Source organism: Cellulomonas biazotea, from assembly GCF_004306155.1.
Lineage (GTDB): Bacteria > Actinomycetota > Actinomycetes > Actinomycetales > Cellulomonadaceae > Cellulomonas > Cellulomonas biazotea.
The window spans coordinates 12,292-34,066 of record NZ_BIMR01000016.1 but is presented as its reverse complement, the minus strand read 5'-3'; the positions used below and the strand labels follow the sequence as shown (position 1 = coordinate 34,066).

Below are 21,775 nucleotides of genomic sequence, written 5' to 3'. Positions count from 1 at the left end.
GCGGGACGCCGCCGCGAGACCGCCCGACCCGGCCCGGAGGTGTGCATGAGCGCGACGCTGCCCGTCGTCCTGCACGACGCCGACGCGCCCGAGTCGGACGCGGGGACCCGGCAGCGCGTGCTCCGGATCGTCGCGTCGCAGGGCCCCGTCTCCGCCGCCGAGCTCGCCGCGCGGCTCGACCTCACGACCGCCGGCATCCGGCGCCACCTCGCGGTGCTCGAGCAGGGCGAGCAGATCGCCGTGCACGAGAGCGTCGGTGCCGGCCCCGTGCGCCGCGGCCGGCCCGCCCGTCGCTACGTCGTGACGAGCCGCGGGCAGAGCGCGTTGTCGCACCGCTATTCCGAGCTCGCCGCCGACGCGCTGCGGTTCCTCGCGCAGACCGCCGGCCCCGACGCCGTCGAGAGCTTCGCGGAGCAGCGCGTGCGCGACCTCGAGCAGCGGCACGCCGCGGCGGTCGCCGCCGCGGGGGACGACGTCACCGCCCGCGCCCGCACGCTCGCCGACGGCCTGTCCGCCGACGGCTACGCCGCGTCCGCGCGGCCCGTGCCCGGCACGCACGCCGTCCAGCTCTGCCAGGGGCACTGCCCCGTCCAGGACGTCGCGCACGAGTTCCCGCAGCTCTGCGAGGCCGAGGCGCGCGCGTTCTCGCGCCTGCTCGGCGTCCACGTGCAGCGCCTCGCCACCCTCGCCGGGGGCGGGCACGTCTGCACCACGAACATCCCGACGACCGCACCGACCCCCGCAGCCCCCGTGCTCGCCCCGGAAGGACCGACAGCATGAGTGCACCCACCGAGAACGCGGCCACGCCGCTGACGCAGGACGAGACCATCGCCTCGATCGGCAACTACAACTACGGCTGGCACGACACCGACGTCGCCGGTGCGACGGCCAAGCGCGGCCTGTCCGAGGCCGTCGTGCGGGAGATCTCGGCGCTGAAGAACGAGCCCGAGTGGATGCTCAAGACGCGCCTGAAGTCCCTGCGCCTCTTCGAGAAGAAGCCGATGCCGTGGTGGGGCTCCGACCTGTCGGGCATCGACTTCGACAACATCAAGTACTTCGTGCGCTCCACGGAGAAGCAGGCCGCCAGCTGGGAGGACCTGCCCGAGGACATCAAGAACACGTACGACCGGCTCGGCATCCCGGAGGCGGAGAAGCAGCGCCTCGTCGCGGGCGTCGCCGCGCAGTACGAGTCCGAGGTCGTCTACCACCAGATCCAGGAGTCGCTCGAGGAGCAGGGCGTCATCTTCCTCGACACCGACACGGGCCTGCGTGAGCACCCGGAGATCTTCGAGCAGTACTTCGGCTCCGTGATCCCCCCGGGCGACAACAAGTTCGCGTCGCTCAACACCGCCGTCTGGTCGGGCGGCTCGTTCGTCTACGTGCCGCCGGGCGTGCACGTCGAGATCCCGCTGCAGGCCTACTTCCGCATCAACACGGAGAACATGGGCCAGTTCGAGCGGACGCTGATCATCGCGGACGAGGGCTCGTACGTGCACTACGTCGAGGGCTGCACGGCCCCCGTGTACTCCTCGGACTCGCTGCACTCCGCGGTCGTCGAGATCATCGTCAAGAAGAACGCCCGCGTGCGGTACACGACGATCCAGAACTGGTCGAACAACGTGTACAACCTCGTGACCAAGCGGGCGACCGCCGCCGAGGGCGCGACCATGGAGTGGGTCGACGGCAACATCGGCTCCAAGGTCACCATGAAGTACCCGGCGATCTACCTCATGGGCGAGCACGCGCGCGGCGAGACGCTGTCGATCGCGTTCGCCGGCGAGGGCCAGCACCAGGACGCGGGCGCCAAGATGGTGCACGCCGCGCCGCACACGTCGTCGTCGATCGTCTCCAAGTCGGTCGCGCGCGGCGGTGGCCGCACGTCCTACCGCGGCCTCGTGCAGGTCCTCGAGGGCGCCGAGCACAGCGCGAGCAACGTCCTGTGCGACGCCCTGCTCGTCGACCAGATCTCCCGCTCCGACACCTACCCGTACGTCGACGTCCGCGAGGACGACGTGTCGATGGGCCACGAGGCGACGGTGTCGCGCGTGAGCGAGGACCAGCTGTTCTACCTGATGTCCCGGGGCATGCCCGAGACCGAGGCGATGGCCATGATCGTGCGCGGGTTCGTCGAGCCCATCGCGCGCGAGCTGCCCATGGAGTACGCCCTCGAGCTCAACCGCCTCATCGAGCTGCAGATGGAAGGGGCCGTCGGCTGATGACGACCACCACGGAGAACCTGTCGACCGACCACTCGCGGGCGGTCGCCGACGGGGCCCACACGCACGGCGTCGGCGGGACGCCCGAGTCGTCCCGCGCGTCGCGCCTCACCTCGTTCGACGTCGCCGACTTCCCGGTCCCCACGGGCCGGGAGGAGGAGTGGCGCTTCTCGCCCGTCGACAAGATCGCGCCGCTGTTCGCCGGAGCGACCGACGGCGTGCTGTCCGGCCACGGCGTCCTGACGACCGTCGTCGAGGCGCCCGAGGTCCGCGTCGAGATCGTCGACCGCGGCGACGAGCGCCTGGGCCGGGCCGGCAAGCCGGGCGACCGGACGTCCGCCGTCGCGTGGGCGTCGTACCCCCGCGCGACCGTCGTGACGATCCCGCGCGAGCAGGTCGCCTCGACCGTCACCTCGATCAAGGTCGAGGGCGTCGAGGGTGCCGGTCTCAACGACGCGCCCCTCGAGCCCACGGCGTCGCACCTGCTCGTGCACGCCGAGGCGCTGTCCGAGTCGGTCGTCGTCCTCGACCACGTCGGCCACGCCGCGCTCACCGAGACGGTCGAGATCGTCGCCGACGAGGGCGCGCACCTCACGGTCGTGTCCGTCCAGGACTGGGCCGACGGCTCCGTGCACACGGCGTCGCACCGGGTCACCGTGGGCCGCGACGCGACCGTCAAGCACATCGTCGTCACGCTCGGCGGCGACGTCGTGCGCGTCACGCCGGACGCCGAGTTCGTCGGCGAGGGTGCGTCGGTCAACCTGCTCGGCCTGTACTTCGCCGACGCCGGCCAGCACCAGGAGCAGCGCCTGTTCGTCGACCACGCCGTCCCGAACTGCGTGAGCCGCGTGACGTACAAGGGCGCGCTGCAGGGCGAGGGCGCGCACGCGGTGTGGGTCGGCGACGTGCTGATCCGCGCGGCCGCCGAGGGCACGGACACCTACGAGCTCAACCGCAACCTCGTCCTCACGGACGGTGCGCGGGCGGACTCCGTGCCGAACCTCGAGATCGAGACCGGCGTCATCGAGGGCGCGGGCCACGCGTCCGCGACCGGCCGCTTCGACGACGAGCAGCTCTTCTACCTGCGGGCCCGCGGCATCCCCGAGGCCGACGCGCGTCGCCTCGTGGTGCGCGGCTTCTTCGCCGAGCTCATCCACGAGATCGGCGTCCCCGCGGTCGAGGAGCGCCTCATCGGCGCGATCGAGAAGGAGCTCGAGTCGTCGATGTCGGCGCTCGACGCCCTGGCCGCCCCGCACGTCGAGGGCTCCGAGTCGTCCGCGCACACGGAGCGCGTGTGACCGCCCAGCTCGCCTGCTACGACGAGGACGTGCCGGTCGCCGGCACGTTCCGCGTCGAGCTCGAGGGCGAGTCCGGACCGGTCGAGGTCGCGATCGTCCGCGACGAGGACGGCGAGCTGCACGCCATCAGCGACATCTGCTCGCACGGCGCTGTCTCGCTGTCCGACGGCGAGGTCGAGGGCTGCTCGATCGAGTGCTGGCTGCACGGCTCGCGCTTCGACCTGCGCACCGGCAAGCCGCTGGGCCCGCCCGCCGTCAAGCCCGTCCCCGTCTACCCCGTGACCGTCGACGGCCAGCGCGTGCTGGTCGACGTCGACGTCCCCCTCTGACCTAGGAGTACCCCGCATGGCCACCCTGGAGATCCGCGACCTGCACGTCAGCGTCGAGACCAAGGAGGGCGCCAAGCCCATCCTGCGCGGCGTCGACCTCACCGTGAACAGCGGCGAGACGCACGCGATCATGGGCCCCAACGGCTCCGGCAAGTCGACGCTCGCGTACTCGATCGCGGGCCACCCGAAGTACCAGATCACCTCGGGCACCGTGACGCTCGACGGCGAGGACGTCCTCGCGCTGTCGGTCGACGAGCGCGCCCGCGCCGGCCTGTTCCTCGCGATGCAGTACCCGGTCGAGGTCCCCGGCGTGTCGGTGTCGAACTTCCTGCGGACCGCGAAGACCGCGATCGACGGCACGGCGCCCCCGCTGCGCACGTGGGTCAAGGACGTCCGCACGGCGATGGACGACCTGCGCATGGACCCGGCGTTCGCCGACCGCTCCGTCAACGAGGGCTTCTCGGGCGGTGAGAAGAAGCGCCACGAGATCCTCCAGATGGAGCTCCTCAAGCCGCGCTTCGCGATCCTCGACGAGACCGACTCGGGCCTCGACGTCGACGCGCTGCGCGTCGTGTCGGAGGGCGTGAACCGCGTCCGCTCGAACTCGGACGTCGGCGTGCTGCTCATCACGCACTACACGCGCATCCTGCGCTACATCCAGCCCGACTTCGTGCACGTCTTCGTCGACGGCAAGGTCGCCGAGGAGGGCGGGCCCGAGCTCGCCGAGCGCCTCGAGAACGAGGGCTACGACCGCTTCCTCTCGTCGTCCGTCGGCTGACGCCGGCGTCGACGACCACCGCCCCGGGACGCGCCCCCCGCGTCCCGGGGCACCACGGATCCCCACGCACGACGAAGGGCGGGACGACGTGACCAGCACGCTGGACGCCACCGCGCAGCCGCACGGCGGCACCCCGCGCACGCTCGAGGCCGCCGAGCTCGCGGCGGTCCGCGCGGACTTCCCGCTGCTCGCGCGCACGCTGCGCGGCGGACGGCCGCTTGTCTACCTCGACTCCGGGGCCACGTCGCAGAAGCCCGACGTCGTGCTCGACGCCGAGCAGGACTTCTACGTCCAGCGCAACGCCGCCGTGCACCGCGGCGCGCACCAGCTCGCGGAGGAGGCGACCGAGGCGTTCGAGGACGCCCGGTCGCGGGTCGCGTCGTTCGTCGGGGTGTCGCCCGGCGAGCTCGTGTGGACGTCGAACGCGACGGCCGCGATCAACCTCGTCGCGTACGCGATGTCGAACGCGACGCTGGGGCGTGGGGGAGCGGACGCCCGGCGGTTCGCGCTCGCACCCGGCGACGAGATCGTCGTGACCGAGGCCGAGCACCACGCGAACCTCGTGCCGTGGCAGGAGCTCGCCGCCCGCACGGGCGCGACGCTGCGGTGGGTCGGCGTGGACGACGACGGCCGCCTGCGGGCCGACGAGCTGGACACCGTCGTGACGTCGCGCACCAGGGTCGTCGCCGTCACGCACGCCTCGAACGTGACCGGCGCCATCACGCCGGTCGCCCGGTTCGTGGCCCGTGCCCGCGAGGTGGGGGCTCTCACCGTGCTCGACGCGTGCCAGTCGGTGCCGCACCTGCCCGTCGACCTGCCCGCGCTGGGCGTCGACTTCGCGGCGTTCTCCGGCCACAAGATGCTCGGTCCCACCGGTGTCGGCGCGCTGTACGGGCGGCGGGAGCTGCTCGAGGCGATGCCGCCCGTGACGACCGGCGGCTCGATGGTCGAGGTCGTCACGATGGACCGCACGACCTACGCGCCGCCGCCGCAGCGGTTCGAGGCCGGCACGCAGATGGTGTCGCAGGCCGTCGGGATGGGCGCGGCCGCGTCGTACCTCGCCGAGCTCGGCATGGATGCCGTCGCGGCGCACGAGGCGCATCTCACGCGGTTGCTGCTCGACGCCGTCGCGTCCGTGCCCGGCGTCCGCGTGATCGGCCCGACCGACGCCCACGACCGGCTCGCGACCGTGTCCTTCGTCGTCGACGGCGTGCACGCGCACGACGTCGGCCAGGTGCTCGACGACGCGGGCGTCGCCGTCCGGGTGGGCCACCACTGCGCGCAGCCGCTGCACCGACGCTTCGGCGTCGCCGCGACGGCCCGCGCGTCGGCCGCGGTCTACACGACGGACGAGGAGGTCGCGGTGTTCCGGGAAGCACTCGCGGGGGTGCGGACGTTCTTCGGTCTGGAGGACGGGAGAAGCGCATGAGCACCTCGATGGAGCAGCTGTACCAGCAGGTCATCCTCGACCACGCGAAGTTCCCGCACGGGCGGGGGCTGGGGGCCGCGGCCGACGCCGCCCGCACGGGCGAGTCGCACCAGGTCAACCCCACGTGCGGGGACGAGGTGACGCTGCAGGTGGACGTCGACGCGTCCGGCGTCGTGCGGGACGTCCGCTGGGAGGGCCAGGGCTGCAGCATCTCGCAGGCCTCGGTCTCCGTCCTGCACGACCTCGTCGTCGACCACGACCTCGCGTCGGTCGACGACGTGGCCGAGACGTTCCGCGCTCTCATGCAGTCCAAGGGCGCGGGTCTCGGCGAGGAGGCCGAGGACAAGCTCGGCGACGCCGCCGCCTTCACGGGGGTCGGCCGCTACTCGGCACGCGTCAAGTGCGCGCTGCTGGGGTGGGTCGCCCTGAACGACGCACTCATCAAGGCCGGCGCGGCGCGCACCAAGGAGGACGCATGAGCACCGAGACCAACCCCACCAGCCCGACGACCGTGGCCGACGTCGAGGAGGCCATGCGCGACGTCATCGACCCCGAGCTCGGGATCAACGTCGTCGACCTGGGCCTCGTCTACGGCGTCGTCATCGACCAGACGAACACGGCGGTCATCGACATGACGCTGACGTCCGCGGCGTGCCCGCTGACCGACGTCATCGAGGACCAGTCGGCCCAGGCGCTCGACGGGATCGTCGACGGCTTCCGCATCAACTGGGTGTGGATGCCGCCGTGGGGCCCGGAGAAGATCACGGACGACGGCCGCGCGCAGATGCGCGCGCTCGGCTTCAACATCTGACGCCGCCGTCCCGACGAAGCCCAGGTTCCCGGACCACGGGGGCCTGGGCTTCGTCGTACCCGCCGCCGTGCTGGACGCGGGCCCGCCAGCCCGGCGTCAGACGCGCGGCTCGTCGTTGACCGCGAGCAGGGGAGCGGAGAGCGTCACCGGACCGGTCATCCACGGCTCGTGGTCGGGCAGCAGGGCCACCTGCCACGCGCCGGGCGGGATGAGCGCCGACGGCGACGGCAGCCCGTGCGGCTCGGCGGCGACGAACCCGCGTCGCCCGTAGTAGCGGGGGTCGCCCTCGAGCACGACGAGCGGCCAGCCGCCCGCGGTCGCGGTGTCGAGCGCGCGCGTCACGAGGGACGTGCCGACGCCGCGCCCCTGCGCCTCGGGGAGGACCGACAGGGGCGTGAGGGTGAGCGCGGCCAGCGGCCCGCGCTCCGTCTCGACCCGGACCCGCGTGAGCAGGACGTGGCCGACGACGACGTCGTCGCACTCCGCGACGAGCGACAGGCCGTCGACCCACGCGGGGTCCGCACGCAGGCCGTCGAGCATCGTCAGGACGTGCTCGGCGTGCTCGCCGAAGGCGGCGGCGACGACGTCGCGGACCGCGTCGACGTCAGCGGGGGACTCGGGGCGGATCGTCGTCGGCACGTCGGGAGGGTAGACGGCACGCGGCCGTCCGGGCACGCCCATTGCCGCGCGGCCCGTCAGAGGCTGTCGGTCGCGAACGTGTCGCAGGCCGCGAGGGTGCCCTGCTCGTAGCCCGTCGTGAACCAGCGCTGGCGCTGCTCGCTCGACCCGTGGGTCCACGTGTCGGGGTTCACGCCGCCGCCGGACTGCTGCTGGATGTGGTCGTCACCGACGGCCTCCGCGGCCGACAGCGCCTGCTGCAGCTGCTCGACGGTGATCGGCTCGAGGAACGTCACGCCCGTGTCGGGGTCGACCTGGGTCGCGGCGTTGCCGACCCACATCCCGGCGTAGCAGTCGGCCTGCAGCTCGACGCGCACCGAGTCGGACTCCGCGCCGCCGCCCTGCCGCTGCGCGCTGTCCATGACGCCCGTGAGGTTCTGCACGTGGTGGCCGTACTCGTGGGCCGTCACGTACATCTCCGCGAGCGGGCCGTCCTGCGCGCCGAACTGGCTCTGCAGGACGTCGTAGAAGCCGAGGTCGAGGTAGATCGTCTGGTCGGGCGGGCAGTAGAACGGCCCGGTCGACGCGCTCGCCGCGCCGCACCCCGTGGTCGTCTGGGCCTCGAACGCCTCGGCCTGGGGCTGCGCGAACTCGACGCCCTGGGCCGGCAGCTCACCCGCCCAGTACGCGTCGAGCGCCTGCAGCGTCGCGGACAGCCGGCAGTCGCGCTGCGTGTTGGCCTGCTCCGCGGTGCAGTCGCCGACGACGCCCTGCTCGGCCTGCTGGCCGCTGCCGCCGGCGACACCCTGCAGGACGTTCGCGAGGTCGCCGTTGCCCGACTGGTTGAGGACGATCGCGAGCACGGCGACGACGAGCGCGCCGATCCCGCCGCCGACCGCGACCTTGCCGCCGCGGCTCGTGCGCACGCGACCGCCCTCGAACTGACCACCCTCGCCGAACGTCATGGAGGGAACGTAGTCGCGCGTCCAGCGGTGCGCGCGGCGGGCGGACGGCGGTGCACGGACGTGCGACGACCGGCGGGTGGGCGCACCCGACCGGCGCCCGTCAGCGGTCGCCGAGCCCGCGCGCTGCGAGCGCGTCACCCGTCGCCCGGGCGTGCCCGACCATGCGGACCGCCGCCGGGACGACGACCGCCCGCAGGTCGCGCTCCAGCCCGCGGGCGCGCGCCGCGTCCCGCACCTCGAGCGACGTCTGCGCGAGGACCGGCACGGTGCGCAGGAACAGCCCGACGGCCAGCGCGGCGGAGTCCGGAGGCAGCCCGACGTGCCGCAACGGCCGGGCGACGCGGGCGAGCACGTCGAGCAGCGCGTCCGAGCGGGTCGTGGCCGTGACGACGGTGCCGAGCACGACCAGCGCGAGCAGGTCGGCGGCCACCTCGACGCCGACCGCCCAGCCGCGCGCCCACGCCTGGTACGCGCCGACGAGCGCCGCGGTCACGAGCACGGGCAGCAGGCCGCGCGTCGTGCGGTGCAGCGGGACGCGGGCGACGACGAGCACGCCGAGCGCGACGAGCAGCGCGCCCACCGCCGACGTGGGGCCGTGCAGGAACAGGACGACGAGGCCCGCGACGAGCAGCCCGGCGAGCTTCGCGCCCGCGGGGAGCCGGTGCAGGACGCTCGTGCCCGGGTGGTAGAGGCCGAGCGGCCCCGCCCACGGCGCGCGCATCGGACCGGCACCGGGCCGGCGCCCTGGCGTCGCCGTGCCGCGGGCAGACCGCCGCCTCACGGGACCCACTCCCCGGACATGAGGGCCTCGTAGTGCGCGACCGCCGCGTGCGGCTCGCCGTCGTGCACGACCTGCCCGTCGTGCACGACGAGCACCCGGTCCGCGCGGCGGGCGGCGTCGAGGTCGTGCGTCACGACGACGACCTGCTGGTCGAGCCCGGCCAGCAGGTCGTCGACCGTGCGCCGCCAGCGCAGGTCGAGCAGCGTCGTCGGCTCGTCGCACACGAGCACCGCGGGCTCGACGGCCAGCACCGCCGCGATCGCGAGGAGCTGGCGCTGCCCGCCCGACAGCGCGTGCACGGGGACGTCGGCCCGCTCGCCGAGCCCGAACCGCGCGAGCGCCGCGCGCGCCACGACCTCCCGCTCGGCGGCGTCGGGGAACCGGCGGCGCAGCGACAGCGCGACGTCCTCGAGCGGCGTCGGCATGACGATCTGCGCGTTCGGGTCGGTGAACACGAAGCCCACGCGCCGCCGGACGGCCGCGCCGTCGGTCGCGGTGTCCAGGCCGTCGACGCGCACCGACCCGGACGACGGCAGGACGAGCCCGTTGAGCAGGCGTGCGAGGGTCGACTTGCCCGACCCGTTGGCGCCGACCACGGCGACCCGCCGCTCGGCGAGCCGCAGCGTCACCGGGCCGAGGAGCCGCACGACCCGCTCGTCCCCGCCGCCCGGGCCGGGGCTCCACGCGGTGACGACGACGTCGTCGAGCTCGATCACGGAACGGTCAGCGACGCGTGCGCAGCAGGTCGGGGAACGCCCGGAAGACCGCGAGGGCGACCGCGGCCGCGAGCAGGTTCTTCACGACGTCGCCGGGCCAGTACACGACGTCGATCGCGAGCGCCTCGCCGAACGGCAGCCCGAGGCGGGCCATCAGCCCGGCGATGCCGGCGGGGTGGATCGTGAGGAAGCTCGCCGCGAGGCCCGAGCCGACCAGCGCGGCGTAGCGCCAGGCCACGGGGACGCGCAGCGCACGGCCGGCGAACGCCCCGGCGAGCGCGGCCCCGAACGGGAACGCGAGCAGGTAGCCGACGGTCGGTCCGGCGAGGACCGCGAGGCCGCCCGCTCCGCCCGAGAACACGGGCACGCCCGCGAGGCCGACGGCGAGGTAGAGCGCCACGGCGAGCGCGCCGCGGCGCCAGCCGAGGACCAGGCCCGCGAGGATCACGCCGAACGTCTGCAGCGTGATCGGCACGCCCGAGGGCGTCGGGATCGCGGGCAGGATCGCGCACACCGCGATGAACGCGGCGAACGTCGACACCAGCGCGACGTCCGTCGCGAGGCTGGTCCGGGTCACGGGTGCGGGCACGTCGAGCGGTGCCGCCGCCGGGGCGGGCACGTCGGTCGGGTGCGGGCGCTGCGGTGCGTCGGTCATCGGTCCCCCTGGGACGTCGGTGGTGCGGAGCGGATGGCACAGGGCTGGTCGACCGGTCGAAACGCTAGCGGGTCGTAGAATCATGGGCCGTCGCGTCCGTGGCCAGAACCCGGGCGCTTTTCTCGGAGGAAACCACCACGTGATCACCGCCCAGGCCGTCGAGCTGCGCATCGGCGCCCGCGTGCTGCTCGAGCCGACGACCTTCCGCATCGCCTCGGGCGACCGCATCGGGCTCGTCGGGCGCAACGGCGCCGGCAAGACGACCCTGACGCGCACCCTGTCCGGCGAGACGCAGCCGACGGGCGGCCAGATCGCGCGGTCCGGCGACATCGGCTACCTGCCGCAGGACCCGAGCCACGGCGACCTCGCGCAGCTCGCGATGGACCGCGTGCTCTCGGCCCGCGGCCTCGACGAGATCGTCGGCGCGATGCGCGTCACCGAGGGCGCGATGGCCGCCGAGGACGACACCGTCCGCGAGACCGCGATGGCCCGCTACAGCCGCCTCGAGGCGCGCTTCACGGCCGCCGGCGGCTACGCGGCCGAGAGCGAGGCGCACCGCATCACGTCGAACCTCGGCCTCGACGACCGGGTGCTCGGCCAGCCCATGGGCACCCTGTCGGGCGGTCAGCGGCGGCGTGTCGAGCTCGCGCGGATCCTGTTCTCCGGCGTCGACACGCTCCTGCTCGACGAGCCGACGAACCACCTCGACGCCGACTCGATCGCGTGGCTGCGCGACTACCTCAAGGCGTACGCGGGCGGCTTCGTCGTCATCTCGCACGACGCCGACCTGCTGCGCGCGACCGTCAACAAGGTCTTCCACCTCGACGCCAACCGCTCCCAGCTCGACCAGTACAACCTGGGCTGGGACGCGTACCTGCAGCAGCGGGAGACCGACGAGAAGCGTCGTCGCCGCGAGCGGGCGAACGCGGAGAAGAAGGCGTCGGTGCTGCTCGCGCAGGCCGACAAGATGCGCGCGAAGGCCACGAAGGCCGTCGCCGCGCAGAACATGGCCCGCCGCGCCGAGCGGATGCTGTCCGGGCTCGACGAGGTGCGCGCCTCCGACAAGGTGGCCCGCCTGCGGTTCCCCGACCCCGCGCCGTGCGGGCGCACCCCGATCACCGCCGAGGGCCTGTCGAAGTCGTACGGCTCGCTCGAGGTGTTCACCGACGTCGACCTCGCGATCGACCGGGGCTCGAAGGTCGTCGTCCTGGGGCTCAACGGTGCCGGGAAGACGACCCTGCTGCGCATCCTCGGCGGTATCGAGGCGTCCGACACCGGCGAGGTCAAGCCGGGGCACGGGCTCAAGCTCGGGTACTACGCGCAGGAGCACGAGACGCTCGACCTCGGCCGCACGGTCGTCGAGAACCTGCGCTCGGCCGCGCCCGACCTCACGGACACGCAGGTCCGCTCCGTGCTCGGCTCGTTCCTGTTCTCCGGCGACGACGCGGACAAGCCCGCACGCGTGCTGTCGGGCGGGGAGAAGACCCGGCTTGCGCTCGCGACCCTCGTGGTGTCCGCCGCGAACGTGCTGCTGCTCGACGAGCCGACGAACAACCTCGACCCGGCGTCGCGCGAGGAGATCCTCGCCGCGCTGCGCTCCTACAAGGGCGCGGTGGTGCTCGTCTCGCACGACGAGGGCGCCGTCGCGGCGCTCGACCCGGAGCGCGTGCTGCTGCTGCCCGACGGCGACGAGGACCTGTGGGGTCCCGACTACCTGGACCTCATCGCGCTGGCCTGACGCCCGTCCCGTCCTGGCCGGCGGTCGCGCCGGCCGGGACGTCGGGGCCGAGCTGCGCGTCGATGAGCGCGTCCTCCTCGTCCTCCGCGCGCCCGCCGCGTCGGCGCGGGGCACGTGGGGCGCTCGGGACGGCCGCGGCGGCCGTGTCGTCGGCGGCGACGAGTGCCGCCTCGCGCCGGGCCACGACGACCGCGGCGCCGAGGACCAGCACCGCGAACGCCCACCACTGGAACGCGTACGACAGGTGCGACCCCGGGTCGGTGCTCGGCGGCGGCAGCGCCCCGGGCACCTGCGCGGGCGCGGGGTCCTCCGCGACACGCTGCGCGTAGGCCGCGTACGGGGTCGCGTCGGTCAGCCCGCCGGCCGCGAGGACCTGCTCGGAGGCGATGGCCTGCACCTGCCCGTCGGGTGCCGACCGCGTCGTGGGCCGCTCGTCGAGGCGCAGGCGCGCGGTCAGCACGACGCTGCCCGCGGGCGGCTGCGGGACGTCGACCGCGGTGCTCGCGTCCGCGCCCGTCGGGACCCACCCGCGGTCGACGACGAGCACGTCACCGGCGCCCACGGGCTGCGCCGCGGTGCCCGCCGACGCGTCCTCGACGACGAACGGCACGAGCACGTGGTACGACGGCGTGCCGCCGACCGGCCGGTTGCGCAGCAGCACCGTGGCGTCCTCGTCGTACCGGCCGACGACCTCGACCGTGCGCCACTCGTCGGCCTTGCCCAGGACGTCGTCCGTCGAGCCGAGCACCTCGCCGAGCGGCACCGGCGGCGCCGCGAAGTTCGTCCGGACGACCTCGATCGCCGCGTCCCGCCACACGTGCCGGTTCCACTGCCAGCGGCCCAGCAGCACGCACGCCGTGGCCACCACGAGCCCGACGCAGACGATCCCGACGGCCCGGCGCACCGCGGGACTCACGACGGCGCCACCCGCTCGAGGTCGTCGACGGGCACGACGTCCCGCAGGAAGCCGCGCACGTCGAGGTACTGCGACAGGTGCTCGCGGTGGCCCTCGCACGCGAGCCACACCTTGCGGCGCTCGGGGGTGTGCAGCTTGGGGTTGTTCCACAGCACGCCCCACGACGGCTCGGCGGAGCACCCGCGCGCGCTGCACACGAGCTCGTCGACGGCGTCGGCGCCGTGGGTCCCCAGCAGGTTCACGACCGGCCTCCGAGCTGCTCGTGCGGGCCGGACCCGGGCCCGATCTCGCGGTACTCCATGAACGTCGCGTCGGTGTCCCGACGCTCCCGCCCCGCGTTGGCGAACAGGACCGCGACGTACGGCAGGACGACCGCCGCGACCATGAGCAGGATCGGCACGACCGCGGGCAGGTGCCCCCACGTGAAGAAGGCGCCCGCGAAGCAGACCATGCGGACGCCCATCTGGGCCAGGTAGCGGCGCTGGCGGCGCGACATGTCGTCCGCGAGCGACTCGGGCGCGGACGTGATGCGCTGCGCGTCCTCGTCCGGACGTCCCGGGCTCCTGCGGCTGCTCACCACCTGATGGTAGTCCGGTGTCGGCGAGGTCTCCGCGTGGGCGGTCGTTGTCCGGATCCCACAACACGCCACGGCGAACGTGTGCCGGGCCGGTGCCCCGGCACGCCTGCGACGTCGGATAGCGTCGGGTTCCGTGCCTGAGACTCCCGACAACGCGACCGCCCCTGCCCACCGTCCCCGCAGCGTGCTGGTGACCGGCGCGAACCGTGGCATCGGCCGCGCGATCGCCGAGCGCTTCGTCGCCGCGGGGGACCAGGTGGCGACGATCTACCGCTCGGGCGACCTGCCGGACGGCGTCCTCGGCGCCGTCGCCGACGTGCGCGACACCGCCGCGGTCGACGCGGCCTTCACCGAGATCGAGGCCGCGCACGGCCCCGTCGAGGTGCTCGTCGCCAACGCCGGCGTGACGCGCGACCAGCTGCTGCTGCGGATGACCGACGAGGAGTTCACCGACGTCCTCGACGTCAACCTCACGGGCGCGTTCCGGGTCGTGCGGCGGGCCAGCAAGGGCATGATCCGCCTGCGCCGCGGCCGCGTGGTCCTCATCTCCTCGGTCGTCGGCCTGTACGGCTCGCCCGGCCAGGTCAACTACGCGGCGTCGAAGTCGGCGCTCGTCGGCATGGCCCGCTCGATCACGCGCGAGCTCGGCGGCCGCGGCATCACCGCGAACGTCGTCGCCCCCGGGTTCATCGACACGGACATGACGCGCGCCCTGCCCGAGGACCGGCAGAAGGCGTACCTCGACACGATCCCCGCCGGGCGCTTCGCGCAGCCCGACGAGGTCGCCGCAACCGTCGAGTTCCTCGCGTCCGATGCCGCCGCGTACATCTCCGGGGCCGTGATCCCGGTCGATGGCGGCCTCGGCATGGGCCACTGACGCCTCCCCACCCGCACCCGCACGCACCGCTGCTCGCACCGCAAGAGAACGGAACACCCATGGGTCTGCTCGACGGCAAGAAGCTCCTCGTCACCGGTGTCCTCACCGACGGCTCGATCGCCTTCCACGTGGCCCGGCTCGCGCAGGAGCAGGGGGCCGAGGTCCTCCTCACGTCCTTCGGCCGCCAGTTCCGCCTCACGCAGGCCATCGCGCGACGCCTGCCCGTCGAGGCCCAGGTCCTGCAGCTCGACGCGACGTCGGCCGAGGACCTCGAGGCGCTCGCGGGCCGCGTCCGCGAGGCCGGGTTCGACCACCTCGACGGCGTCGTGCACTCGATCGGGTTCGCGCCGCAGTCCGTCATGGGCGGCAACTTCCTCGCGGGCGAGTGGGACGACGTCGCGACCGCGCTGCACGTGAGCGCGTACTCGCTCAAGTCGCTGGCCGTCGCGGCCCAGCCGCTGCTCGCGCGCGGCTCGGCCGTGGTCGGGCTGACGTTCGACGCGCGCTACGCGTGGCCCGTGTACGACTGGATGGGCGTCGCGAAGGCCGCGTTCGAGTCGACCGCCCGCTACCTCGCGCGCGACCTCGGACCGCACGGCGTGCGCGTCAACCTCGTCTCCGCCGGGCCGATCCGCACGACGGCCGCGAAGTCGATCCCCGGCTTCGAGGCGATGGAGGGCGGCTGGCCCGAGCGCGCGCCGCTCGGCTGGGACGTCACCGACCCGGAGCCGACGGCGCGTGCGGTCGCAGCCCTGCTGTCCGACTGGTTCCCCGCGACGACGGGCGAGATCGTGCACGTCGACGGCGGCGTGCACGCCATGGGCCTGTGATGGCACGCTGAGGCGGTGACGCTCGACCAGGCCCCCGGCGGCCCCGCACACCGACTGATCCTGCTGCGCCACGCGAAGGCCGAGCACCCGGAGGGGATGCTCGACCACCAGCGGCCGCTGTCCCTGACGGGGCGGCGGCAGTCGGGACGGGTCGGGGCGCAGCTCGCCGAGGCCGGGCTCGTGCCCGACCGCGTGCTGTGCTCGACGAGCCTGCGCACCCGCCAGACGTGGGACCTCGTGCGCGGCACGCTCGGCGCCGACCCGGCGCTCGACCTCAGCGACGACGTGTACGACGCCGGGGTCGGGTCGCTGCTCGACCTGCTGCTGGCGCTGCCCGAGGACGCCCGGACGGTGCTCGTCGTGGGCCACGAGCCGACGATGTCACGCCTCGCCGCGACGCTCGCGGGCCCGGGCTCCGACGCGGCCGCGCTGGCTCGCGTGCAGGTCGGCGTCCCGACGGCGAGCTGGTCGGTGCTCGACGTCGCGGAGCCGTGGGCGCGCCTCGCGGGCGGCGCCGCGACGCTGGTCCGGCTCGGCGTCCCGGACTGACGCCGGGCACCCGCGGGTGTCAGGCCTCGCGGGGCGGGTGCGCGAACACCGGCAGGTCGAGCACGGCGTCGAGCCGCTCGTGCACGACCGCGTCGGCCGCGGCGGCGACCAGCGGCTTGGCGTTGAACGCGATGCCGAACCCGGCGGTCGCGAGCATGTCGAGGTCGTTGGCGCCGTCGCCGATCGCGATCGTGCGCTCGAGCGGCACGTCGACGCTCGCGGCGTACTCGCGCAGCGTCTGCGCCTTCACGGCGCGGTCGACCACAGGTCCTGCGACCCGACCGGTGAGCAGGCCGTCGGCGACCTCGAGCCGGTTGGCCCGCACGAGCCGGATCCCGAGCGACTGCGCGAGCGGCTCGACGATCTCGACGAAGCCGCCCGACACCAGGCCCACGGGCCAGCCGCGGGCGTGCATCTCCGCGACGAGCTCACGGGCGCCGAGGGAGAGCTCGACCTCGGCGAGGACGTCGGCGCACACCGACGCGGGCAGCCCCGCGAGGGTCGCGACGCGCTCGTGCAGCGACGCCGCGAAGTCGATCTCGCCGCGCATCGCGCGCTCGGTGATCTCCGTGACGAGCTCGCCGGCTCCGGCCCGCTCGGCGAGCATCTCGACGACCTCGCCCGTGATGAGGGTCGAGTCGACGTCCATGACGACGAGCCGGCGCGTGGCGCGGTCGGCGTCGTCCGGACCGCCGCCGGAGAGGTCGGTCGGGGTGTCGCGGGGTGCGGAGGTGCTCACGGCACGCAGGCTAGCCGCGGCGGGACGACGGGCGCCGGGGTGCCCGCCTGGTGTGCAGCGGGCCCCCGGCAGGCCGGTCAGTCGTTGATGACGGTGCCCTTCGGCACCACGGTGATGCCCGACTCGGTGATCGTGAAGCCGCGCGCGAGGTCGTGCTCGCGGTCCAGGCCGATCCGGGCCCGCTCGGGGACGATGACGTTCTTGTCGATGATCGCGCGGTGCACCTGCGCGTAGCGGTGCACGTGCACGTCGTCCATGAGCACCGAGTCGGTGACTTGCGCCCACGAGTGCAGGCGCACCCCGGGCGAGATGACCGACCCCGACACCGTCGCACCCGAGACGAGGACGCCGGGGGAGACGATCGAGTCCGCCGCGTGGCCCAGGCGACCTGCGCCCGCGTGCACGAACTTCGCGGGCGGCAGGCCGGTGTAGCCCGTGTACAGGGGCCACTCGTCGTTGTAGAGGTTGAACACCGGCTCGATCGAGATGAGGTCGGTGTTGGCCTCGTAGAACGCGTCGATCGTCCCGACGTCCCGCCAGTAGTCGCGGTCGCGCGGCGTCGAGCCGGGCACGTCGTTGCGGATGAAGTCGTAGACGGCGGCCGTGCCGCGCGCCACGAACGCGGGGACGATGTCGCCGCCCATGTCGTGCCGCGACGTCGGGTTCTCGGCGTCCTCGGTGACCGCGCGCACGAGCGCGTCGGTGTTCGCGACGTAGTTGCCCATCGACGCGAGGATCTCGAGCGGCGAGTCGGGCAGCCCGACGGGGTCGGTCGGCTTCTCGCGGAACGCGGCGATCTTCGTCGGGTCGCTCGGGTGCGTCTCGATGACGCCGAACTGGTCGGCCTCGGCGATCGGCTGCCGGATCGCCGCGACGGTCAGCTCGGCACCGGACTCGCGGTGCGCGTCGACCATCTGCGAGAAGTCCATGCGGTACACGTGGTCCGCACCGACCACGACGACGATGTCGGGCCGCTCGTCCTCGATGATGTTGAGGCACTGGTAGATCGCGTCGGCGCTGCCCAGGTACCAGTGCTTGCCGACCCGCTGCTGCGCGGGCACCGCGGCGACGTAGTTGCCGAGCAGCGGCGACATGCGCCACGTCTTGGAGACGTGCCGGTCGAGGCTGTGCGACTTGTACTGCGTCAGCACGATCACGTGCAGGTACCGCGAGTTGATGACGTTCGACAGCGCGAAGTCCACGAGCCGGTAGATGCCCCCGAACGGGACGGCGGGCTTCGCGCGGTGCGCCGTGAGCGGCATGAGTCGTTTGCCCTCGCCACCTGCGAGGACGATTGCGAGAACGCGCGGCGCTGCCATGCGACGACCCTAGGCCCCCGGGTGGCACCGCGGCGAGGCGAGCGGCCCGTCTCGCGCTAGCGTGTCGCGCAGAGCCGGTCGTCGACCGGCCCCGACGGTGGAGGTCCCCGGTGCGTGTCGACCTGCTGACCCGCGAGTACCCGCCCCACGTGTACGGCGGTGCCGGGGTCCACGTCGCGGGCCTGTCCCGCGTGCTCCGCGCGAAGGTCGACGTCCGGGTGCACTGCTTCGACGGCCCGCGCGACGAGCCCGGGGTCCTGGGGTACACCGTCCCCGGCGGCCTCGAGCAGGCGAACCCGGCCCTGCAGACCTTCGGCGTCGACCTCGAGATGGTCGACGCCGTCGGGCGCGTGGGCGCGGACGGCGTCGCGAGCGACCTCGTGCACTCGCACACCTGGTACGCCAACCTCGGCGGGCACCTCGCGTCGCTGCTGCACGGCGTCCCGCACGTCCTGACCGCGCACAGCCTCGAGCCGCTGCGGCCCTGGAAGGCCGAGCAGCTCGGCGGCGGGTACGCGATCTCGAGCTGGGCGGAGAAGACCGCCTACGAGGCGGCCGCAGCCGTCATCGCCGTGAGCGGCGGCATGCGCCAGGACATCCTGCGGTCCTACCCGGCGGTCGACCCGAGCCGCGTGCACGTCGTGCACAACGGCATCGACCTCGACGGCTGGCGGCGCCCCGAGAGCGACGAGGACCGCGCGCAGGCCGAGGCGACCGTCCGGGCCCTCGGCATCGACCCCACCCGCCCGGCCGTCGTCTTCGTCGGGCGGATCACGCGGCAGAAGGGCCTGCCCTACTTCCTGCGCGCCGCGGAGCGGCTGCCCGCCGACGTGCAGCTCGTGCTGTGCGCGGGCGCGCCCGACACGCCGCAGATCGCGCAGGAGGTCGCCGGGCTCGTCGACCAGCTCCGGGAGAAGCGGTCCGGCGTCGTGTGGATCGACCGGATGCTGCCCCGGAAGGACGTCGTCGCGATCCTGTCGCACGGCACGGTGTTCGTCTGCCCGTCGGTCTACGAGCCGCTCGGGATCGTCAACCTCGAGGCGATGGCCGTCGGCCTGCCCGTCGTCGGCACCGCCACGGGCGGCATCCCCGAGGTCATCGTCGACGGCGTCACCGGCACGCTCGTGCCGATCGACCAGGTCCAGGACGGCACCGGCACACCCGTCGACCCCGACCGGTTCGTCGGCGACCTCGCGGACGCCCTCACCGGCCTCGTGCAGGACCCCGCGCGCGCCGCGGCGTGGGGGCAGGCCGCACGGCGGCGCGTCGAGGACCACTTCTCGTGGGACGCGATCGGGGAGCGGACGCTCACCGTCTACCGCGACGTCCTCGGCTGACGGGCCTCAGACCGCGATCGTCGTCGCCGCGGCCGCCATCGCGCGCCGCGCGACGCGGTCGACCTCGCGCAGCGCCGTCGAGCGCTGGTCCGCCTGCCACAGGTTGACCGCACCGCCGTCGTCCTGCGTCGCGAGCGCCACGATCCGGCGCAGGCGGGCCGCGGACGCGAGCACCCGCACGCGGCGCCCCTCGAGGCCCGCGGGCAGCCGCCACGCCGGCAGGTCGGTGTCCCGCAGCGTCGCGATCTGCTCGGCCGCGTCGGGCCGCCAGCGGGCGACGTCGAGCCGCACCAGCGCCTCGGTCGCGTCGACGAGCCCCTGCCGGAGCTCGCGCTCGGCGTCGGCGAGCGACCCCGCGTTGGCGAGGACCGACGTGCGCCAGTCGGCCACGCCGTGCACCTCCCACGTGACCAGGTGGCCCGGCTCCAGGTCGGAGCCGAACCGCTCGACGTCGGGGACGGCCGCGACGCACGCCAGGTCGCTGCGCACGAGGACCGCCTCGCCCGCGATCGTCGCGGCCGCGCTCACGGCCGGTGGTGCGGCCGACGCGTCGCCGGGTGCCGGGACGAGGGCCGCGACGTCCCGAGCGCCGGGACCACACACGTCGAGCAGTAGCGACAAGGGCCCGTCGACGTGGTCGTCCCCGTCGACGGCGGCCCGGACGGTGTGCGGCTCGTCGTCGGCCTGCACGGCGCGCGCGAGCGCCGTCCGGTCCACGCCGTCCTGGGCGAGCCACAGGGCGAGCAGGACGGAGCGGGGCAGGTCGAGCGTCGTCACGGCTCCACCGTAGGGCTCGTGAGGCACGTGACCGAGGCCACGCCGGGCGACCCGCCGGAGTGCGACGAGGACCTTCGTCCCGACGGTTAGGGTCGTCCCCATGACCGACGTGCTCGACCTGCAGGCCGTGACGATCCGGCGGGGCTCGACGACGATCCTCGACGAGGTCTCGTGGACGGTCCGCGAGGGGGAGCGGTGGGTCGTCCTCGGCCGCAACGGCGCCGGCAAGACGACGCTGCTGCAGGTCGCCTCGGGCCGGATGCACCCGACGCAGGGCTCGGCGGAGCTGCTGGGCGAGCGGCTCGGGCAGGTCGACGTCTTCGAGCTGCGGCCGCGGATCGGGCTGTCGAGCGCCGCGCTCGCGGACCGGATCCCGTCGGGCGAGACCGTGCGCGACGTCGTCCTCACCGCCGCGTACGGCGTGACGGGCCGCTGGCGCGAGTCGTACGAGGAGCTCGACGAGCAGCGCGCGGCGGACCTGCTGCGGGCGTTCGGCGTCGAGCGGCTCGCCGACCGGTACTTCGGCACCCTGAGCGAGGGTGAGCGCAAGCGCGTCCAGATCGCGCGCTCGCTCATGACGGACCCCGAGCTGCTGCTGCTCGACGAGCCGGCCGCCGGGCTCGACCTCGGGGGCCGCGAGGAGCTCGTCGCGGCGCTCGCGGAGCTCGCCGGCGACCCGCGCTCGCCCGTGCTCGTGCTGGTGACCCACCACGTCGAGGAGGTGCCCCCGGGCTTCACGCACCTGCTGCTCCTGCGCGACGGCCAGGTGCACGCGGCGGGTCCCGTCGAGGACGTCCTCACGGCGGAGAACCTGTCGGGCGCGTTCGGTCTCGACCTGGTCGTCGAGCGCGTCGGCAACCGCTGGTCGGCGCGCGCTGCGCAGGGCTGACGGGCGTCCGTCCGCACGTCGGCGGCACCGCGGCGCGTCCACCGATACCCCACGCGAAAGCAAAGTGATCGTCTAGGATCGGTGTACAGCGCGGTCTCCCGGACGGCCGCGCCCGACCGGAGGGCAGCCCGATGGCGGACTGGCTGTGGTGGATCAGCGGGGCGCTCGTGCTCGGCATCCTCGAGATGCTGTCGCTCGACCTCGTGCTCGTGATGTTCGCCGGCGGTGCGCTCGCCGGTGGTCTGGCCGCCGGTCTCGGTGCCTCCGTCCCCGTGCAGATCGTCGTCGCCTGCGTGACGGCCGCGCTGCTCCTGTTCACCCTGCGTCCCTGGCTGCTGCGCCACCTGCGCGGGCGCCAGCCCCTCGTCGAGACCAACACCGCGGCGCTCGTGGGCCGCGAGGCGGTCGTCATGTCGACCGTCACCGTCGAGGGCGGCCGCGTGAAGCTCGCGGGCGAGGTGTGGAGCGCCCGCGCGGAGGCGGGCACCGCGATCGGACCCGGGACGCCCGTGCGCGTCGCCCGCATCGAGGGGGCCACCGCCGTCGTCGCCGCGGTGGGCGCCGGCCAGCCACCACTGCCGGGCACCGCCGCCCCGGCGCACTGACCGCCCGACCGCCCCCGCGCCGGCCA

Annotated in this window: 26 protein-coding genes; 15 read left to right on the top strand and 11 right to left on the bottom strand. The window is 74.1% G+C overall.

The genetic code is table 11. The features are described from left to right. The first annotated feature begins 45 nt into the window (after positions 1-45). The 8 genes from CBZ_RS01495 to CBZ_RS01460 all read left to right on the top strand — a co-directional run bounded on the left by CBZ_RS01495 (position 46) and on the right by CBZ_RS01460 (position 6,861). Entirely contained in the window at positions 46-780 is a 735-nt protein-coding gene (locus CBZ_RS01495; RefSeq protein WP_130779853.1) for a helix-turn-helix transcriptional regulator, read from the top strand. After that, the gene (gene sufB / locus CBZ_RS01490) at positions 777-2,216 is read left to right on the top strand and encodes a Fe-S cluster assembly protein SufB (protein ID WP_130779852.1); all 1,440 of its coding nucleotides are present in this window, start codon (positions 777-779) and stop codon (positions 2,214-2,216) included. Before CBZ_RS01495 ends, sufB begins: the two co-directional genes overlap by 4 nt. Further along, positions 2,216-3,514 (top strand): Fe-S cluster assembly protein SufD, encoded by a 1,299-nt coding sequence (sufD, locus tag CBZ_RS01485; protein WP_130779851.1) that lies wholly within the window; start codon positions 2,216-2,218, stop codon positions 3,512-3,514. Before sufB ends, sufD begins: the two co-directional genes overlap by 1 nt. Next, on the top strand, positions 3,511-3,843 hold the full coding sequence (locus tag CBZ_RS01480; RefSeq protein WP_130779850.1) for a non-heme iron oxygenase ferredoxin subunit: 333 nt from the start codon (positions 3,511-3,513) through the stop codon (positions 3,841-3,843). The genes sufD and CBZ_RS01480 overlap by 4 nt, the downstream gene beginning before the upstream one ends. A gap of 16 nt (positions 3,844-3,859) precedes the next feature. Beyond that, the gene (gene sufC, locus CBZ_RS01475) at positions 3,860-4,621 is read left to right on the top strand and encodes a Fe-S cluster assembly ATPase SufC (RefSeq protein WP_130779849.1); all 762 of its coding nucleotides are present in this window, start codon (positions 3,860-3,862) and stop codon (positions 4,619-4,621) included. 88 nt (positions 4,622-4,709) lie between these two features. Further along, a complete protein-coding gene (locus CBZ_RS01470) occupies positions 4,710-6,050 on the top strand; it encodes a SufS family cysteine desulfurase (protein ID WP_130779848.1) in 1,341 nt (446 codons plus the stop codon). After that, positions 6,047-6,529 (top strand): Fe-S cluster assembly sulfur transfer protein SufU, encoded by a 483-nt coding sequence (gene sufU / locus CBZ_RS01465; RefSeq protein WP_130779847.1) that lies wholly within the window; start codon positions 6,047-6,049, stop codon positions 6,527-6,529. Before CBZ_RS01470 ends, sufU begins: the two co-directional genes overlap by 4 nt. After that, positions 6,526-6,861, top strand: a complete 336-nt coding sequence (locus tag CBZ_RS01460; RefSeq protein WP_130779846.1) for a metal-sulfur cluster assembly factor — start codon at positions 6,526-6,528, stop codon at positions 6,859-6,861. Before sufU ends, CBZ_RS01460 begins: the two co-directional genes overlap by 4 nt. A 96-nt stretch (positions 6,862-6,957) precedes the next feature. Here CBZ_RS01460 and CBZ_RS01455 read toward each other — a convergent pair whose 3' ends face one another. The 5 genes from CBZ_RS01455 to CBZ_RS01435 all read right to left on the bottom strand — a co-directional run bounded on the left by CBZ_RS01455 (position 6,958) and on the right by CBZ_RS01435 (position 10,596). Next, entirely contained in the window at positions 6,958-7,500 is a 543-nt protein-coding gene (locus CBZ_RS01455) for a GNAT family N-acetyltransferase (RefSeq protein ID WP_130779845.1), read from the bottom strand. A gap of 56 nt (positions 7,501-7,556) precedes the next feature. Then, positions 7,557-8,444 carry a KPN_02809 family neutral zinc metallopeptidase gene (gene ypfJ / locus CBZ_RS01450; protein ID WP_130779844.1) on the bottom strand — a complete coding sequence of 296 codons (888 nt, stop codon included), beginning with the start codon at positions 8,442-8,444 and terminating at the stop codon, positions 7,557-7,559. 100 nt (positions 8,445-8,544) lie between these two features. Then, the gene (locus tag CBZ_RS01445; RefSeq protein ID WP_130779843.1) at positions 8,545-9,165 is read right to left on the bottom strand and encodes an energy-coupling factor transporter transmembrane component T family protein; all 621 of its coding nucleotides are present in this window, start codon (positions 9,163-9,165) and stop codon (positions 8,545-8,547) included. A 56-nt stretch (positions 9,166-9,221) separates the two neighbouring features. Beyond that, on the bottom strand, positions 9,222-9,941 hold the full coding sequence (locus CBZ_RS01440) for an energy-coupling factor ABC transporter ATP-binding protein (RefSeq protein WP_130779842.1): 720 nt from the start codon (positions 9,939-9,941) through the stop codon (positions 9,222-9,224). Between the two features lie 7 nt (positions 9,942-9,948). Continuing rightward, positions 9,949-10,596 (bottom strand): biotin transporter BioY, encoded by a 648-nt coding sequence (locus CBZ_RS01435; protein ID WP_130779841.1) that lies wholly within the window; start codon positions 10,594-10,596, stop codon positions 9,949-9,951. 139 nt (positions 10,597-10,735) lie between these two features. Here CBZ_RS01435 and CBZ_RS01430 point away from each other — a divergent pair, with 139 nt between their 5' ends. Then, entirely contained in the window at positions 10,736-12,334 is a 1,599-nt protein-coding gene (locus CBZ_RS01430; RefSeq protein ID WP_130779840.1) for an ABC-F family ATP-binding cassette domain-containing protein, read from the top strand. On the opposite strand, the gene CBZ_RS01425 is transcribed toward CBZ_RS01430, so the two are convergent. The 3 genes from CBZ_RS01425 to CBZ_RS01415 are packed head-to-tail and all read right to left on the bottom strand — an operon-like array spanning position 12,318 to position 13,827. Then, the gene (locus tag CBZ_RS01425) at positions 12,318-13,250 is read right to left on the bottom strand and encodes an SURF1 family cytochrome oxidase biogenesis protein (protein WP_130779839.1); all 933 of its coding nucleotides are present in this window, start codon (positions 13,248-13,250) and stop codon (positions 12,318-12,320) included. The genes CBZ_RS01430 and CBZ_RS01425 overlap by 17 nt on opposite strands. Further along, on the bottom strand, positions 13,247-13,492 hold the full coding sequence (locus CBZ_RS01420) for a hypothetical protein (RefSeq protein WP_130779838.1): 246 nt from the start codon (positions 13,490-13,492) through the stop codon (positions 13,247-13,249). Before CBZ_RS01420 ends, CBZ_RS01425 begins: the two co-directional genes overlap by 4 nt. After that, positions 13,489-13,827 carry a DUF3099 domain-containing protein gene (locus CBZ_RS01415; protein WP_130779837.1) on the bottom strand — a complete coding sequence of 113 codons (339 nt, stop codon included), beginning with the start codon at positions 13,825-13,827 and terminating at the stop codon, positions 13,489-13,491. The genes CBZ_RS01420 and CBZ_RS01415 overlap by 4 nt, the downstream gene beginning before the upstream one ends. Positions 13,828-13,960: 133 nt before the next feature. Here CBZ_RS01415 and CBZ_RS01410 point away from each other — a divergent pair, with 133 nt between their 5' ends. From CBZ_RS01410 to CBZ_RS01400, 3 genes are read left to right on the top strand one after another with little or no spacing between them, the layout of a single operon-like run. After that, entirely contained in the window at positions 13,961-14,704 is a 744-nt protein-coding gene (locus CBZ_RS01410) for a beta-ketoacyl-ACP reductase (RefSeq protein ID WP_130779836.1), read from the top strand. Between the two features lie 59 nt (positions 14,705-14,763). Further along, positions 14,764-15,534 carry an enoyl-ACP reductase FabI gene (gene fabI, locus CBZ_RS01405; protein ID WP_130779835.1) on the top strand — a complete coding sequence of 257 codons (771 nt, stop codon included), beginning with the start codon at positions 14,764-14,766 and terminating at the stop codon, positions 15,532-15,534. A 15-nt stretch (positions 15,535-15,549) separates the two neighbouring features. After that, complete coding sequence (locus CBZ_RS01400) at positions 15,550-16,083, top strand: SixA phosphatase family protein (protein WP_130779834.1); 534 nt, start codon at positions 15,550-15,552, stop codon at positions 16,081-16,083. A gap of 19 nt (positions 16,084-16,102) precedes the next feature. On the opposite strand, the gene serB is transcribed toward CBZ_RS01400, so the two are convergent. Together serB and glgC are read right to left on the bottom strand one after the other, a co-directional pair. Then, complete coding sequence (gene serB, locus CBZ_RS01395; protein ID WP_281274832.1) at positions 16,103-16,822, bottom strand: phosphoserine phosphatase SerB; 720 nt, start codon at positions 16,820-16,822, stop codon at positions 16,103-16,105. Between the two features lie 77 nt (positions 16,823-16,899). After that, positions 16,900-18,141, bottom strand: a complete 1,242-nt coding sequence (glgC, locus tag CBZ_RS01390) for a glucose-1-phosphate adenylyltransferase (RefSeq protein WP_130779833.1) — start codon at positions 18,139-18,141, stop codon at positions 16,900-16,902. Between the two features lie 110 nt (positions 18,142-18,251). Between glgC and glgA the strand changes: the two genes are divergently transcribed. Beyond that, entirely contained in the window at positions 18,252-19,478 is a 1,227-nt protein-coding gene (gene glgA, locus CBZ_RS01385; protein WP_130779832.1) for a glycogen synthase, read from the top strand. 6 nt (positions 19,479-19,484) lie between these two features. Here glgA and CBZ_RS01380 read toward each other — a convergent pair whose 3' ends face one another. Beyond that, complete coding sequence (locus CBZ_RS01380; protein ID WP_130779831.1) at positions 19,485-20,255, bottom strand: Rv1486c family protein; 771 nt, start codon at positions 20,253-20,255, stop codon at positions 19,485-19,487. A 100-nt stretch (positions 20,256-20,355) separates the two neighbouring features. Here CBZ_RS01380 and CBZ_RS01375 point away from each other — a divergent pair, with 100 nt between their 5' ends. Together CBZ_RS01375 and CBZ_RS01370 are read left to right on the top strand one after the other, a co-directional pair. Further along, complete coding sequence (locus CBZ_RS01375; protein WP_130779830.1) at positions 20,356-21,144, top strand: ABC transporter ATP-binding protein; 789 nt, start codon at positions 20,356-20,358, stop codon at positions 21,142-21,144. A gap of 131 nt (positions 21,145-21,275) precedes the next feature. Next, a complete protein-coding gene (locus CBZ_RS01370; RefSeq protein WP_130779829.1) occupies positions 21,276-21,749 on the top strand; it encodes an NfeD family protein in 474 nt (157 codons plus the stop codon). The last annotated feature ends 26 nt before the right edge of the window (positions 21,750-21,775 follow it).

Bases quoted from the DNA above. Each gene is read 5' to 3' on its own strand.
- fabI (WP_130779835.1), top strand. From the start codon at position 14,764: ATGGGTCTGCTCGACGGCAAGAAGCTCCTCGTCACCGGTGTCCTCACC.
- CBZ_RS01370 (WP_130779829.1), top strand. From the start codon at position 21,276: ATGGCGGACTGGCTGTGGTGGATCAGCGGGGCGCTCGTGCTCGGCATC.
- glgC (WP_130779833.1), bottom strand. From the start codon at position 18,141: ATGGCAGCGCCGCGCGTTCTCGCAATCGTCCTCGCAGGTGGCGAGGGC.
- ypfJ (WP_130779844.1), bottom strand. From the start codon at position 8,444: ATGACGTTCGGCGAGGGTGGTCAGTTCGAGGGCGGTCGCGTGCGCACG.
- sufU (WP_130779847.1), top strand. From the start codon at position 6,047: ATGAGCACCTCGATGGAGCAGCTGTACCAGCAGGTCATCCTCGACCAC.
- sufC (WP_130779849.1), top strand. From the start codon at position 3,860: ATGGCCACCCTGGAGATCCGCGACCTGCACGTCAGCGTCGAGACCAAG.
- CBZ_RS01375 (WP_130779830.1), top strand. From the start codon at position 20,356: ATGACCGACGTGCTCGACCTGCAGGCCGTGACGATCCGGCGGGGCTCG.
- CBZ_RS01495 (WP_130779853.1), top strand. From the start codon at position 46: ATGAGCGCGACGCTGCCCGTCGTCCTGCACGACGCCGACGCGCCCGAG.
- sufB (WP_130779852.1), top strand. From the start codon at position 777: ATGAGTGCACCCACCGAGAACGCGGCCACGCCGCTGACGCAGGACGAG.
- CBZ_RS01445 (WP_130779843.1), bottom strand. From the start codon at position 9,165: ATGCGCGCGCCGTGGGCGGGGCCGCTCGGCCTCTACCACCCGGGCACG.
- CBZ_RS01435 (WP_130779841.1), bottom strand. From the start codon at position 10,596: ATGACCGACGCACCGCAGCGCCCGCACCCGACCGACGTGCCCGCCCCG.
- sufD (WP_130779851.1), top strand. From the start codon at position 2,216: ATGACGACCACCACGGAGAACCTGTCGACCGACCACTCGCGGGCGGTC.
- CBZ_RS01460 (WP_130779846.1), top strand. From the start codon at position 6,526: ATGAGCACCGAGACCAACCCCACCAGCCCGACGACCGTGGCCGACGTC.